The sequence below is a fragment of the Arthrobacter sp. D1-17 genome (genome assembly GCF_054130535.1).
This window is the reverse complement of sequence record NZ_CP096382.1, coordinates 1,083,837-1,098,707: the sequence shown is the minus strand read 5'-3', so window position 1 is coordinate 1,098,707 and position 14,871 is coordinate 1,083,837. Positions and strand designations below refer to the sequence as shown.

11 protein-coding genes are annotated in these 14,871 nt (G+C 66.1%); 5 read left to right on the top strand and 6 right to left on the bottom strand.

Annotated features, from left to right (window positions below; genetic code table 11):
* Window positions 1-397 precede the first annotated feature (397 nt).
* Together M1E01_RS05125 and M1E01_RS05120 are read right to left on the bottom strand one after the other, a co-directional pair.
* Window positions 398-1,831, bottom strand: coding sequence for an FAD-dependent oxidoreductase (locus M1E01_RS05125; RefSeq protein ID WP_457974030.1), 1,434 nt, complete (start codon window positions 1,829-1,831; stop codon window positions 398-400).
* 69 nt (window positions 1,832-1,900) lie between these two features.
* The gene (locus M1E01_RS05120; RefSeq protein ID WP_457974029.1) at window positions 1,901-2,899 is read right to left on the bottom strand and encodes a DNA topoisomerase IB; all 999 of its coding nucleotides are present in this window, start codon (window positions 2,897-2,899) and stop codon (window positions 1,901-1,903) included.
* 273 nt (window positions 2,900-3,172) lie between these two features.
* Here M1E01_RS05120 and rarD point away from each other — a divergent pair, with 273 nt between their 5' ends.
* Complete coding sequence (gene rarD / locus M1E01_RS05115) at window positions 3,173-4,105, top strand: EamA family transporter RarD (RefSeq protein ID WP_457974028.1); 933 nt, start codon at window positions 3,173-3,175, stop codon at window positions 4,103-4,105.
* 53 nt (window positions 4,106-4,158) lie between these two features.
* On the opposite strand, the gene M1E01_RS05110 is transcribed toward rarD, so the two are convergent.
* The 3 genes from M1E01_RS05110 to M1E01_RS05100 form a co-directional block, all read right to left on the bottom strand.
* On the bottom strand, window positions 4,159-5,025 hold the full coding sequence (locus tag M1E01_RS05110; RefSeq protein ID WP_457974027.1) for a universal stress protein: 867 nt from the start codon (window positions 5,023-5,025) through the stop codon (window positions 4,159-4,161).
* Window positions 5,026-5,346: 321 nt separating this feature from the next.
* On the bottom strand, window positions 5,347-6,702 hold the full coding sequence (gabT, locus tag M1E01_RS05105; protein WP_457974026.1) for a 4-aminobutyrate--2-oxoglutarate transaminase: 1,356 nt from the start codon (window positions 6,700-6,702) through the stop codon (window positions 5,347-5,349).
* A 72-nt stretch (window positions 6,703-6,774) separates the two neighbouring features.
* The gene (locus tag M1E01_RS05100) at window positions 6,775-8,205 is read right to left on the bottom strand and encodes a gamma-aminobutyraldehyde dehydrogenase (protein WP_457974025.1); all 1,431 of its coding nucleotides are present in this window, start codon (window positions 8,203-8,205) and stop codon (window positions 6,775-6,777) included.
* Window positions 8,206-8,349: 144 nt separating this feature from the next.
* On the opposite strand from M1E01_RS05100, the gene M1E01_RS05095 reads away from it, so the two are divergent.
* The gene (locus M1E01_RS05095; protein WP_457974024.1) at window positions 8,350-9,780 is read left to right on the top strand and encodes a PucR family transcriptional regulator; all 1,431 of its coding nucleotides are present in this window, start codon (window positions 8,350-8,352) and stop codon (window positions 9,778-9,780) included.
* A gap of 6 nt (window positions 9,781-9,786) precedes the next feature.
* On the opposite strand, the gene M1E01_RS05090 is transcribed toward M1E01_RS05095, so the two are convergent.
* Window positions 9,787-11,379, bottom strand: coding sequence for a CYTH and CHAD domain-containing protein (locus M1E01_RS05090; RefSeq protein ID WP_457974023.1), 1,593 nt, complete (start codon window positions 11,377-11,379; stop codon window positions 9,787-9,789).
* Between the two features lie 142 nt (window positions 11,380-11,521).
* Between M1E01_RS05090 and M1E01_RS05085 the strand changes: the two genes are divergently transcribed.
* From M1E01_RS05085 to M1E01_RS05075, 3 genes are all read left to right on the top strand, one after another.
* A complete protein-coding gene (locus tag M1E01_RS05085; protein ID WP_457974022.1) occupies window positions 11,522-12,754 on the top strand; it encodes an MFS transporter in 1,233 nt (410 codons plus the stop codon).
* A gap of 6 nt (window positions 12,755-12,760) precedes the next feature.
* Window positions 12,761-13,441, top strand: a complete 681-nt coding sequence (locus M1E01_RS05080; RefSeq protein WP_457974021.1) for a FadR/GntR family transcriptional regulator — start codon at window positions 12,761-12,763, stop codon at window positions 13,439-13,441.
* A 156-nt stretch (window positions 13,442-13,597) separates the two neighbouring features.
* Window positions 13,598-14,791 carry an AI-2E family transporter gene (locus M1E01_RS05075; RefSeq protein ID WP_457974020.1) on the top strand — a complete coding sequence of 398 codons (1,194 nt, stop codon included), beginning with the start codon at window positions 13,598-13,600 and terminating at the stop codon, window positions 14,789-14,791.
* Window positions 14,792-14,871 lie beyond the last annotated feature (80 nt).

Here is a 14,871-nt window from a genome sequence, read left to right as displayed (position 1 = left end):
GATGTAACGCTTGCCATCGTGCGTGGGACGGCCCGTGAAAACCTTGGGGGGACAGCCGGCTGGCCCGCGGCGCCACCCAAATTGGGGGTTCCCAATCGCGTAGGAAACATGCAAAAGCCCGGGTGAGGGCCGCTTGTCTGGGGCCCCACCCGGGCGTCATATTCATGAAATTTTGCGGCGGATTTCTTGCAGGGGCCTGTACGGATCCTGGGGGCTAGGCCCGCCAGTCCAACAGGGTGGAGCGAATCAGGAATTACTTCCCCTCGGGTGCCTCCATCAAGAATCCGCCCCCTGCCGGGCACCACGTCCACCGTAAGGTGGGCCCTAAGCGCGAACGGACAGTTGTAGCCCCAGCTGCGGGGGCCTCAACTGTCCGTTCGGGCTGTGCTTGACGTTGTCACGGGCGGGAGATCGCGATCATTTCCTCGCGCGGCACCACTTTGATGCGTTCACGCACGACGCCGTCCGCCGCCGTGGATTCCGACCACGCCGCACCGAGTGCTGCTTCATGCGCGTTGAGCTTGTTCCAGCCCTCCCACGTGGTGTACTCGATGCCGCGCTCCTCCAGCAGCTCGATGATCGCCTGCGGGTCAGGATTCTTTGCGGGCGGCAGGGTCAGCCTGTCCTCGAGGAGGAACCCGATCGTTTCCAGGGCGTCACCCTTCGTGTGGCCGATCAGGCCGACCGGCCCGCGCTTGATCCAGCCCGTGGCATAGATGCCCGGGACGGGCCTGCCTTCGGCATCCAAAACACGGCCGCCCTCGTTGGGAATCACGCCGCGCTTGGCGTCGTACTCCAATTCATCCAACGGGGATCCGTGATAGCCAATGGCGCGGTACACGGCCTGCACTGGATAGTCGATGAAATCACCGGTGCCCTTGACGTTCCCGGTGCCGTCCAGGTGCATGCGTTCAAACTTGATGCCGGCAACCTTGCCGGACCCGCCGTCGTCGAAAATCTCAACCGGGCTGTGCAGGAAGTGCAGGTGAAGGCGGCGGGAAGACGGCTGCTCCGCTTCGGCATGCTCCTCCACGAGCCAGTTGGTGAGGGTGTTCACCATGGTCTTGATCTGGTTGTTGCTGCGGATGGCCTCGTCCGAGGCTTCATCGAACTCGAAATCCTCCGGGTAGAGCACGATGTCCACGTCGCGGGCATGACTGAGTTCGCGCAGCTCCAAAGGCGTGAACTTGACCTGGGCTGGGCCGCGGCGGCCAAAAACGTGGACGTCGGTGACCGGCGAATTCTTCAGTCCCCGGTAGACGTTGTCCGGTATCTCGGTGACCAGGAGTTCGTCGGCGTGCTTCACGAGCATCCGAGCCACGTCCAGGGCCACGTTGCCGTTGCCGATCACCGCAACTTCCTTCGCATCAAGTGGCCAGTCACGGGGCACGTCCGGGTGGCCGTCGTACCAGGACACGAAGTCCGCGGCGCCAAAGGACCCCTCGAGATCGATCCCGGGGATGTCCAGGTCGGCGTCCTTGATGGCACCGGTGGAAAAAATCACGGCGTCGTAGAAGGACCGGAAATCGTGCAGGGTCAGGTCCCGGCCATAGGTGACGTTGCCGAGGAAGCGGATGTCGCCGCGGTCCAGGACTTTATGCAGCGCGTTGACGATGCCCTTGATGCGGGGATGGTCCGGGGCGACGCCGTAACGGATCAGTCCGTACGGCGCAGGGTAGGCCTCGAAGAGGTCGATGCTGACCTCGAAATCCCCGCCCTTCACCTCATTGGATTTGGTCAGGATGTCCGCTGCATAGACACCGGCAGGCCCGGCACCGACGATAGCGACGCGGAGTGGCCTCTGGGAAGCGGATTCAGCTGTAGTGGACACCGGTAGCCCTTCTGGTACGGAGCTGCGCCTTCTGCGCGCAGTTTCCAATTCTAATTGTCGCGCTGCCGCTCAGCTGCTTTTCCGCAGGGCCACCACTTTGCCTTCGCGGTACAGGAGCGCCCGCAGTTCCGATTCGGCGGAGTCCAGCCGTTTGGGGTCGATGGTTTCTCCGGCCGCGAAGTGGTCGAGCAGCCGGGGGTCCACATAGCTTTTGCGTGCAATTGACGGCGTGTTACCCAGCACCGCCGCGGCCTCTATCATGGCGACGCTGATGGCACGCTTCCTCTTCGACACGGTTTTTTGCGGGCCGCTGCGGGCCAGGCTTACCGCTGCTGCAATGGTTCCGCGGAGAGTTCGGAAGTCCTTGGCGGTGAAGTCCGATCCCGTCCGCTCCTTGACGTAGCTGTTGATGTCCGCGCTGGTCACGGGATGCCAGCTGCGGCCGTTTTTGTACGCCAGCAGCCGGGCGTTGCCCCCGCGCCGCTTCAGGACACGGACCAGGGCCGCGAGGTCGTCGTCAACGATTTCCGATTCCCAGTTCTTGCCGCTCTTGGCGGGAAAACTGAGCCGCAGCCGGTTCTTGCGGACCTGCACGTGGGCGCACAACAGGGTGGCTAGGCCATGGCTGCCGTTCTCATTTGTGTACCGCTCGGAGCCAACGCGCAGCGAGCCGGAGTCGAGCATCCGGAACGCGCCGGCCAGAACGCGTTCCCGCGTGAGGCCCTCGCTCCTCAGGTCCATGGTCACCATCCGGCGCGCAGACGGCAGGGACTCCGCGAGCTGGAGCGCGCGGTCAAACTTCAGCCGGTCTTTCCGCTCCCGCCATTCGGGGTGGTAGATGTACTGCCGTCGCCCCACCGCATCCACGCCTGTCGCCTGAATATGGCCGTTCTCGAACGGGGCAATCCACACGTCGGTCCAAGCCGGCGGGATGCCGATGCTTTCCAGCCGGTCCCTCACCGGTCCCGGCGGCAGCGTTGAGCCGTCAAGGTCCCGGTAGCTAAAGCCCTTGCCGGCCCGCACCCGGCGGTAACCGCGCCCCGAGGCGTTGCTGTGGCGCAGCCTCATCGAGCAACACCTGCCGCATTGTTCCTGCTCATAATGGCAAGCCTACTGACTAATTCTGCGATTAACGCCATAACTCATCCTGGCCGGCGGAATACCCCGGAGCCGCGGGGCGTTATCGCCCTTGTGCCTACGCCCGACGGATCAATCTCCTCCGCTGTCCCTGCTTCAGCCCCGCCTCCTGTTGAGCCGCGCGGGCGTGGTGGTTCGAACCCGGCGGATCCGGGTTCCGGTTCTGCCGGGACTGCATCCGGCAGGCCCGCCGGGCTCAAGGCCGTGGATAAGGACACGACGGCGGGCGTCCTGTTTGGCATCGGGGCTTACGGGCTGTGGGGCATGCTTCCCCTGTACTTCTTCGTGCTGCAGCCCGCCGGCGCCGTCGAAATCGTTGCCAACCGCGTCGTCTGGTCTCTGCTGTTCTGTGCCCTGCTGATCACGGTGACAAGGACGTGGCGGGTTCTGGGCGCGGCCTTCCGGAACCGCTCTGTGCTCGGCCCGCTGGCCGTCGCCGCGGCACTGATTGCCGTGAACTGGCTGACCTACACGTACGGGGTCACCACGGGGCAGGCCGTAGAGGCGTCGCTGGGCTACTTCATCAACCCGCTGGTCTCTGTCCTGCTCGGCGTGTTCGTCCTGAAGGAAAAGCTTCGGCCGCTGCAGTGGGCCGCCGTCGGAATCGGCTTTATCGCCGTGGCGGTCCTGACCGTATCTTACGGTAAGCTGCCGTGGATCGCGCTGACGCTGGCCGTCAGCTTCGGGCTGTACGGGTTCGTCAAGAAGCGAGTGGGGCCCAAGGCGGAAGCCATCACGAGCCTCACTGTCGAGACCATCGTGCTCGCTCCCCTGGCGGCAGCCACCATGGTTTTCCTCGCAGCCAGCGGCAGCGCGACGCTGACCAGCAACGGCGCCGGGCATTTCTGGCTTCTGGCGGCCTCAGGCATCATCACTGCGGTGCCGCTACTGTTCTTCGGCGCCTCCGCCCGCCGCTTGCCGATGACCACGATCGGCCTGCTGCAGTACTTCGCACCCGTCCTGCAGTTTGTTGTTGCGCTGGCTGTCTTCCGCGAGGCGATGACACTGGAACGGTGGATCGGGTTCGGCGTCGTCTGGCTCGCGCTGCTGGTGCTGACGGCCGACATGCTGGCTGCCGCACGCAAGAACTCCGCTGCCCGCAAACTCGCCCGCCAGGAAGCGCGAACGGACACTTAGGCCCCTCAAAGAAATGGGACCTTAAGTGTCCGTTTGCGCTCTGAAGTCCCAGCCTAGGGGGCCGAATCCACCCGGTCGTAGTCGCGCGGGACGACCACCATGGGCACCGGCAGCGCGCGCAGGACCTTGTTGGCGGTGCTGCCCAGGAACATGCGGTTCTTCTCCGCAAGGCGCGAGGAACCGACAATCATGATCTCGCCGTCGTCCCATTCAAGGCCGTCAATGGCTTCCTCAATAGTGCGGCCGTGGGCGACGGCGACGCTGACCTCATGGCCGGCGGGCACTCTGCCGGAGGCATCAGAGAGCACTGTGTTGGCATGGATATGCGCGGCGTTGACCGCTTCCCCGGCATCACCGGCGGCGTCCAGCTCCACAAGGGACACCAGCCGCAGCGGCACCCCGCGGCGCCTGGCGGCACTGATGGCCGCCCGGATCGCGGCTTCCGCTCCCTCCCGCTGCCCCACAGCGAGGGTCAGGCGGGTAATCGGCGCCGTCCGCTGATAGCCGCGCGGGGCTAAGGCCACGGGAACGGGTGAGGCGTGTAGCAACGCGTTGGCCACGCTGCCCACGGTGTACCGCTTGAACAGGCCGGCACTGGCAGCACCCACCACAATCAGCCCGGCCTGGAGCTGCGCAGCTGCCTCGATCAGGCCGGAGGCAAAGGACTCGGCTTCCCGGGCATGGAACGTGGCGGACAGGCCCTGCGGTACGAGGGCCAGCGCCTGCCGTTCAGCCGTCAGCACCTCCTGCTCCGCGGCGCTCACCCTGCTGCCCTCCGGATTCAGGGCCACGTACGGGGCGCCCTTCTTTACAACGTAGACGAGGTCCAGGTGGGCGCCCTGGGCCAGAGCGAGCGACGTCGCCAGGGCCACGGCGTCCGCGCCGCGCTCGGTGGGTGTGTAGCCGACTACGTATCGCATGCAGAACCCCTCTTCGGGTGAGGCAGACACAGGCGCGCCAGGATCTCCGCGCGGCCCCGGTCTGCGATGGTTGCAGTGGTGACGATGACTCTACCGGAGCATACGACGGCGGGCCGGGCACCTTTCGGTACCCGGCCCGCCGTCGAACTTTCCACCCTCGGTCACCCTGCACTGATAACCCCGCGCTGATAACCCCACGCTGATAACCCGGCGCGAACGGGCAGATAATGCCCCGCTTGGCTTCTTTTTGAGGGCCTCAAATGTCCGTTCGCGCTCGGCTGGGGGGGCTTAAGTGCCCGTTCGCGCTCGTGGGGGGTGGGGTTAGGCGTTGGCCTGGATGGCCGCTGCCAGTACGTTGAGGCCGTCGAGCAGCAGCTCATCGCTGATGACCAGCGGCGGGAGCAGGCGGATGACGTTGCCGTAGGTTCCGCAGGTGAGGATGATGACGCCTTCCTTCAGGCAGGCGGCAGCAACGGCCTTGGTGAGCTCGGGGTTGGGCTCCTTGGAGCCGGCCTGGACGATCTCGATGGCCAGCATCGCGCCGCGGCCGCGGATGTCGCCGATCACCGAAACCTCGGCCGCAAGCTCACGAAGCCGGCCGACGGCCAGCTCCTCGATGTGCTTGGCGCGGGCGTTGAGGTTGTACTCCTCCATGGAACCGATGGACGCGAGGGCTGCGGCGCATGCGACCGGGTTGCCTCCGTACGTCCCGCCGAGCCCGCCCGGGTGGACGGCGTCAAGCAGGTCGGCGCGCCCTGTGATGGCGGACAGCGGCATGCCGCCGGCAATGCCCTTGGCCATGGTGATGATGTCCGGGACAACGCCCTCGTGGTCCACGGCGAACCACTCACCCGTGCGGCAGAAGCCGGACTGCACCTCATCGGCGATGAAGACAATACCCTTTTCCTTCGCCCATGCGGACAGCGCGGGGAGGAATCCCTCGGCCGGGACGATGAAGCCGCCCTCGCCCTGGATGGGTTCGATGATGACCGCGGCAACCTGGTCCCCGCCGATCTGCTTTTCGATCATGGTGATGGCGCGCTTTGCAGCCTCGACTCCCGTGATGGCAGGGTTCTCCTCCCGGTACGGGTAGCTCATGGGCACGCGGTAGACCTCAGGGGCGAATGGCCCGAAATTGGTCTTGTACGGCATCGCCTTGGCGGTCAGCGCCATGGTGAGGTTGGTGCGGCCGTGGTAGGCGTGGTCAAAGGCGACGACGGCGTCACGGCCGGTGGCGAGGCGGGCCACCTTGATGGCGTTCTCAACCGCTTCCGCGCCTGAGTTAAACAGGACCGTACGCTTCTCGTGGTCGCCCGGCGTCAGGCGGTTCAGCTGCTCGGCGACGGCAACGTAGCCTTCGTAGGGCGTGACCATGAAGCACGTGTGCGTGAAGTGCTCCACGGCTTCTTTCACGGCACCGACGACGGCGGGATCCGACGCGCCGACGCTGGTCACCGCGATGCCTGAGCCGAGGTCGATGAAGGAGTTGCCGTCAACGTCGTGGATGATGCCGCCGTCCGCATCGGCAACGTAGACGGGGACTCCCGAGGCGACGCCCGCAGCGACGACGGCGTTGCGGCGTTCGGCCAGCGCGAGCGACTTGGGGCCGGGAAAGTCGGCCTGGATGTTGCGCTTCTGCTCGAGGCGGTAGGTGATCTCGTTGGCAGTGGTAGTCATGGGAAGGCCTTTCGGTGCCAGGTGGTCGAACCTGTCGGGATCTTGGTTTCGACGGGCTCGAACAGGAAATTATTAGGAGTCGAGTGCACTCATCACGTGCTTGATGCGCGTGTAGTCCTCGACGCCGTACATGGAGAGGTCCTTGCCGTAGCCGGACTGCTTGAACCCGCCATGGGGCATTTCGGCGGTGAGCAGGATGTGGGTGTTGATCCAGACTGCGCCGAAGTCAAGGTCGCGGCTGAGCCGCATGGCGGTGCCGTGGTCGGAGGTCCAGACGCTGGACGCCAGGGCGTAGTCGACGTCGTTCGCCATCTCCACGGCTTCCTGTTCCGTACTGAACTTCTGCACGGTGATGACCGGCCCGAAGGTTTCCTTCTGCACGATGTCATCGGTCTGCTTGGCACCGGTGATGATGGTGGGCTCGAAAAAGTAGCCCTTGTCTCCGGCGCGGTGGCCGCCGGTCTCGATCCGGCAGTAGTCCGGCAACGCCCCGACGGCGGCGCTGACCGCTGCGAAGTGGTTGGCGTTGTTCAGCGGGCCGAAGTAGTTCTCGGCGTCATTCTGAGAGCCTGTATGCAGGGTCCTGGTGTGCTCCACCATCGCGGCGACGAGGTCGTCGTGGACGGAGTCCTGGGCCAGCACACGGGTGATGGCGGTGCAGTCCTGGCCGGCGTTGAAGAACGCGAACTCTGCGATAGCAGCGGCACTCTTCTTGATGTCGGCATCCTTGAAGACGATGGCCGGGGCCTTGCCGCCGAGCTCCAGGTGGGCGCGCTTGAGGCCCTTGGCAGCTCCGGAGGCGACCGCGATGCCGGCACGGACGGAGCCGGTGATGGAGACCAGTCCGGGGACCTTGTGCTCCACCATCATCGCGCCGGTCTCGCCGGTGCCGAGGATGACGTTGAGTACGCCGGCAGGGAAGATGTCCTTGGCCAGCTTCGCCAGCACCAGGGTGGATTCGGGCGTGGTGTCGGAGGGTTTGAGGACCACGGTGTTGCCAGCGGCGAGCGCGGGGCCGATCTTCCAGATGGCCATGAGGAACGGGTAGTTCCACGGGGCCACCTGGGCTACGACGCCGATCGGCTCGCGGCGCACAAAGGAGGTGTGGCCCTCAAAGTACTCCCCCGCGGACTTGCCTTCAAGGATGCGGGCGGCGCCGGCAAAGAAGCGCAGCTGGTCCGCGCCGGCGGCGACTTCCTCCGAGGCGATGAGCGCGCGCACCTGCCCGGTGTTGCGGTGCTGCGCCTCAACCAGTTCGTCGCTGTGGGCCTCAACGGCGTCCGCCAGCTTGAGGAGCATCAGCTGTCGCTGGCCCGGGGTGGTGTGCTTCCAGGTCCGGAAGGCGTCCTTGGCGGCGGTCATGGCGGCATCCACGTCCGCCGCATCGGAAACGGGAGACTTCGCGACGACCTCCCCGGTGGCAGGGTTCACGATGTCAAGCAGGCCGGTTCCGGCAGGCGTCTCGAACTCGCCGTTGATGAAGTTCTGCAAGGTTTGAACCACGGTGTACAACCTCTTTCGTCCTGAATGATCTGATGCAGCTGCTCCGAGCCTATGCCAGGCCCCCAAATGCGGGGAATAGCCACCTGCACACCTTGGTACGAAAGTTTTAGTGCGATCGGCCAGCGCCCGGCTACCCTTGGAATCATGGCAATTTCCCTCGCTGCGCTGCTCGGCGTGCAGTCCCTTGGACTCAAGAAAATCGGTCTCGCCGAGACTACGTCCCACCATGACATCCACTGGGTCGCCGTCGCCGAGCAGGAGGATCCACAGCGCTTCCTCAATGGCGGCGAGCTCGTGCTGACCACGGGCCTGCGGCTGCGAAGCGCGCCGGAGCAGCGGCGCTTCGTGCGCCAGGTCCAGCGCGCCGGCGCAGTCGGGATCGGTTTCGGCGTGGGCCTGACGCACGACGACGTTCCGCCGGCTTTGGTGGCTGAAGCGAACCGGTGGGGCCTGCCGGTGGTCGAGGTTCCGTACGCCACGCCCTTCATCGCCATCAGCAAGCTCGTGGCGGATGCCCAGTCGGCGGACCACTACGCCAAGCTGGAACGGCTCATCGCCGGTCACCAGGTCCTGGCCCGCGCCCTTCTCACCGGCGGCGGACTCGCCGAACTGCTCAAGCACCTGGGCGGCATGCTCCGCACGGACATCATCCTCACCCAGTTCACGGCAGAGCTGTACAACAGCGGCTCCGAGCCGGCGGCGGCCGACTCGTGGGCGTCGTATCCCATCCCCACCGGCCGCCGCGACGCCTGCACGCTGTGGGTCAGGCAGCCGTTCGAAGACTCCGGCATCATCGGCTACGCCCAGAACCTCATCAGCGTGGAGCTAAACAACATGGTGAAGCAGCGCCAGGCCGAGCGGGCGCTGTGCGGCCAGGTGCTGGAGGACGTCATCCACGGGACCCTGGACCAGAGCGAAGCGACCCGCCGCCTTGCGGGAACGGGCATCAACAGTACCCGCAAGAACGTGGTGCTGCTGGCCGGTTCCGAGGCGCACCACAAGCAACTGGTCACCTCATCGTTGCCCCGGGCGCTGGAGAAGGCCGTGACCGCCGTCGTCGGAAAGGACCTGATCACGGTGATTCCCGACGACGGCCGCGGCGCCGCGGCGCTGGCCCGGAGCCTTAGCGACCACCTCGCCGAGGCGGGAATCCACGCGACCATCGGCATCGGCGGAGCGTACACCAAGCCCAACGGCCTGCGCTGGAGCTACTTCGAGGCGCGTGACGCGGCCAGCCACGGCTTGCCGGTCAATGAGCCCGAGCGGCTCAGCCTGACCTCGCTGCTGCTGGCAAGCGAGGACGTGCCGCTAGCGGACATGGCCAACGAGTCGCTGAATCCGCTGCGCACATTCGACGCCGCCCACGGCTCCGAACTGATGACCACGCTTGAGAGCTACCTGAACAACAACGGCTCTGTCGCGGCGGTGGCCGAGGCCCTGACGCTGCACCGCAACACAGTCCGCTACCGGCTGGGCCAGATCACCGAGCTCACGGGCTACGATCCGTCCATTACCGCCGACCGCGTGCAGCTGTGGTTAGCCCTCGCGGTGGCGCGCCTCGGGTCACGGCGCTAAACCCAGCTACGCCACCCCGCGCTTCAGGAGCTTGCGGGCCTTGCGCCGCTCCTTGCGGTACTTGGCTTCGGCGCGGGCGGCGGCCTTTACCTCTTTCCTGAGCAGGCGTGCGTAGGCTGCGCTCACGTGTTCGGACTGCTGCGGCCCGCGCGCCAGCTTGCCCAGCAGTGTCCGCGCCATCACGCTGTCGTGGTGGTCACCCAAAATCTTCTGCTGCCGGTGCGCAGCGTCGGCGAGCCTGGCGGCACGCTTTCCGTAAAGCGGGATGGCGGATTCCGCGGCGTGCCGCAGCCGTTTGGCGTCCTTGCGAACCTGGTGCAGGGCCGCGTCATGGGCCGGACCTGCCTTGTCCTGGCGTGCCGCTTTGGCGGACCGGCGCAAGCGCCGGATTGTGCGCCCGATGCGTTTGCCTGTGACCCGGGCCGCGGGCGCGGCAGCCGCGGGAAGGGCCGGCGGATTGTCGCGGAATTCCTCGAGGTCGTCCAGCAGCCGGTAATAGCGCTCGGACACCAGCACTTCCTGCACGCGCCGGTAGCCCGCGGCGAACCGGTCGCCCAGTTCCCGTTCCAACCGGTCTTTCACGGCATCAGCCTGCTCCGGGGGCAGCGCGCCGACGCCTGCGAGGATCCGCTCCCGGGTCACCTCCGCATCGCGGGGCGCGCCCAGGATGCGGCCGAGCCATCTGAGCTCATCGCGGAGCCTCCTGACCGCAGCGTCGCCGAACAGCTTGCGGTACACGGCCAGGGCCGAGCGCAGCCGCCGCGTGGCTGACCGCATTTGGTGCACCGCGTCCGGCTCCTCCAGCCGCACAGCAGGATCGGTGCGCACAAGTTGAGCGATGTGCGCACCGAGGTATGCGGTGACGACGTCGGAGGCCGGCTCCTTCTTTCCGGCAGCCTTTGAGCCCGGCTGCTTCGCTCCGGCATTTCCGCCGGCCTCCGCACCGGGCGCGGTGTCCTGCCGCTCCGGCCAGGCATCCCCCAGCGCCCGCCCCAGTTTGGATTCGTGGGATGCCGGCCGGGCGCCTGCGGCGGCGAAACACGCCTCCGCGGACGGGAAAAGGTCAACATTCCCCCGGACGAGCTCCAGTTCCCATTCGCGCCACTCCTGCTTCAGCCCGCTGCCCAGCGCCTGGGACTCGACCCTGTCGTCGGCAAAATCGGCCAGGTGCATGCCGTCGTCTCCGTACAGGGGATATGTGGTGCGCCTGGTCTTCAGCCTGGCTGCGGGGGCAGCCGCAGCTCCACGGAGGTAAGCGTGCAGATGCACGAGCAACTGATCAGGAACAACGTCTGCCTGCCCCAGGGGCGCGTGAATCTCCCGGCGCTGAGGCACCGGGTCAGTGCCCCCGTCAGAGGACCCCTTGAGTTCAGGTGCCAGTTTGAGGTGCCAGCCGGCGTCGGCCCCTCCGGTCCGGCGGCGCAGGGTTATGCGGCGCGCGGCGAGCGCGAAATCGGACGTGTCGAAGTACACCGCTTCGAGCACGGCCTCGGACGGCTCCCCCACCCTCCCGATACCGGCAATCCTCTGCAGCGCTGGCAGCGCGGCGCCGGGATCGACGTCGTACTTCTTCTCAGCTTCGAGACCTTCGGGATTCATGTCCGGTACGGCATCCTTTCGCAGCGGGACCGGCATCCGGCCCCGGAACTCCCTGGCCTGAGTCTATTCTTAGGCCAGGTGGGCCGCGAGAGGTTTGCCACAAAACCCTAGACGTCAAACGTCTAACGTCTAACCTTAAGGAATGGCCTCCGTTACCTCAGCTGCCCTCGTTGCCGCCCGCCCGCCCAGGTCCCGGGCCGCCATTGTCGTGAGCATTGTGGCGCTGGTCCTGATCGGCCTTAACCTGCGTGCGGGAATTACGGGCGCATCGGCCCTCCTGCATGACCTTCAGCTCGTGCTTGGCTACGGCCCGCTGGTGGCATCCGTCATCCCCTCTATCCCGACGCTCTGCTTCGCCGTCGCCGGGGCAGCAACGTCCTGGCTGACGGGCCGGCTTGGGGTGGAGAAAGCGATTCTGCTGGCCCTCGCTATGCTGACCGCGGGGCTCCTGCTGCGCGGCGTCCCCTCCACCGGCATGCTGCTGGCTGGAACGGTAGTCGGGATGTCCGGCCTGGCCGTCTGCAACGTGGCGATGCCGTCCTTCATCCGGGAGCACTTCGCTCACCGCACTTCCCTCATGACCGGCCTTTACACGGTAACCATGACAACCGGCGCCACCGTCACCTCCGTGGCCGTAGTGCCGCTGGCCCAACTGCTCGGTTCGCCGTCCGCCGGAGTGGGCGCAGTTGGGCTTCTCGCCGTCTCCGCTTTCCTGGGATTCCTGCCCGTGGCGCTGCAGGCGCACCGCAACCGTGCGGCGCGCGGCGTCAGTCACGTCTCGCCGTGGCCGCTGCTCCGGACCCGCAAGGGCGCCCTGCTGACAGCCATATTCACACTGCAGGCGCTGCTCGCCTACGCCCTGCTGAGCTGGTTCCCGTACATGCTGACCACCATGGGCCTCAGCGCCGCCGAGAGCGGCCTGCTGTACGCGCTCCTGCAACTGGTCTCCGTTCCGGCCGGCATGCTGCTGATCGCCATCGGTTCCCGTCCAGGCATGCTGCGCCCCGCGTTTTACCTCGTCAGCATTGCCATGCTCGTCGGGATGGCTGCGCTGCTGCTGCTCCCGCTGTCCCTTGCCGCGATCCCTGCGGTGCTGCTCGGGTTCGGGCTCGGCATCTTCCCGCTGGTCATGGTGATGATCAGCCGCAGCGGCGATAACACGGCCGAGACCACCGCGCTTTCGACCCTGGCGCAGTCCACTGGTTATCTCCTGGCCACAGTGGGCCCGTTCGGAATGGGTCTGCTGCACAGCGCGACGGGCGGGTGGACGTTGCCGCTGGCCTTGCTGGTGGTGATTGCGTTGGCACAGATCGTGGTGGCCCACCATCTCACTGCCAAAACCAGCGCCAAGACCACCGCCACACCGAAGGGTTAGGAAGCAATGACGCTCAGCACCTCGCACCGCCAGCCGCTGGCGGATGAAATTACGGACAAACTCCGTGCCATGGTCCATTCGGGTGAGTGGCCGCTGCAGCAGCGGATTCCCTCCGAGACAGAACTGATGACCCGGCTCGGCGTCTCACGCGGAACCCTCCGGGAGGCGGTCAAGGCCCTGGCCCACAGCGGCATGCTCGAGGTCCGCCGCGGTGACGGAACCTATGTCCGCGCCCTCAGCGAAATTTCCGGCGCAGCCCGCCGGCTGTACCGGGACCACACCGACGAGCACGTCCTCGAGGTCCGGGTGGGACTGGATACCCAGGCAGCCCGCCTCGCCGCCCGCCATGCAAGGCCCGACGACGTCGCCGCCCTCCGCGCGCTCCTCGCCGACCGCGACGCTTCCTGGAAGGCGGCCGACTATGCAGCGTGGGCCAGGGCCGACTGGGGCTTTCACGACCGTGTAGCACAAGCCTCCGGCAACCCGCTGCTGCATGAGCTGTATGCCAGCTTTGGGGAGGTATTCCACCATGAACTGCTCAAGCAGCACCGGCGCCCCGGGTTCCAGGGTCTGCCGCACGAAGGACACGGCGCTCTCGTGGACGCCATCGAAGCCCATGATGAGGAGGCGGCTGTGCTGAGCGTGACCCGCAACCTCAATTCCTGCGCGGAGTGGCTGAGGGAGTAGCGAAGTGGCTGCGGGAGTAACTGTTCGGGCACAGGGAGACTGCTTCGCCGTTACCCTCCGGTGCGGGTTTCGCCGCCATCCAGTACATCAGTAGGCTTACTATCTGACTGGGGAGCTTGATGCTGTCCGACTGCCCGCTGATGACTAGGAGTTCCCATGGCCCGTGCAACACACGTGTCCGAGCAAGAATTACCTCACGAGCACCAACAGCCCGCTGCGGACACCACCCTGGCAGCACAAACCCAGCATGAAAAAAAGCCTGCCCGCGAACTCTGGGCCGACGGCCTGGGCCGCGTGGGCATCCGTTCCGCGCAGGTGCTCCTGATCCTGGTCCTCGCCACCGTGTCGGTCTACGCCCTCCTGCAGATCCGGCTGTTGGTGATTCCGACATTAATTGCGCTGATTCTCGCTGCCGCCATCGGGCCCTTCGTGAACCTGCTCCGCCGCAGGGGCGTGCCCGGCGCCGCGGCCACAGGCATATCTTTCGTTGGCTTGCTGGCGCTGCTGGCCGGCGTCATCACAGTGATTGTGATGTCAGTGCGCAGCCAATGGAGCGAGCTGGTGCAGCAGGCCGCCTCCGGACTCGACGAACTCGAAAAATTCCTGCTCACCGGGCCCTTCCCCCTGGACCAGGCCCAGCTGGACCAGGCGAGGGAAGGCATCATTCAGTTCGCCACCAGCAGCCAGGTCCGTTCCGGCGCTATCTCCGGGCTCTCCGTGGTCACCGAATTCATCGCCGGCGCCAGCCTCATGGTGGTAATCCTGTTCTTCTTCCTGAAGGACGGTGAGAAGATCTGGAACTTTTTCCTCCGCCCATTCAATGGGCGTCGCGAAGCCAAGCTTCGCCGGGTGGGCCGCCGCACCCTGGAGGTGCTGGGCGGCTATGTCCGCGGCACCGCAATCGTGGCACTAGTGGACACCGTGGCGATCGGTGCCGCACTGCTGATCATGCAGGTGCCTCTGGCCATACCGCTTGCCATCATCGTGTTCATGGGGGCCTTTATTCCCCTCGTCGGCGCGACCGTTGCCGGCATCCTCGCTGCCCTCGTGGCGTTGGTGGCCAACGGGCCGGTGGTGGCGCTGATCGTGGTCGCCGTGGTCATCGCAGTGAACCAGCTGGAAGGCGACCTGCTCCAGCCGATCGTCATGGGCAACGCGCTCCAGCTCCATGCCCTTGTCATCCTCATGGCCCTGACCGCCGGCACTATCCTGGCCGGCATCATCGGCGCCGTCCTGTCCGTGCCGCTGGCGGCTGTGGCATGGGCCGTGATCCAGGTCTGGACGGCGGAGGACCCGCGGCTGGAACCAATGAATCCAAACCTTCCTGCGGCGAACAGCCAGCCTGTCTAGGCGAACTGTGGCGCCGGAGCCTGTGGCATCACAGTCTTCGGCGCCACAGTCTTCGGCGCCACAGTCTTCGGCGCCACATG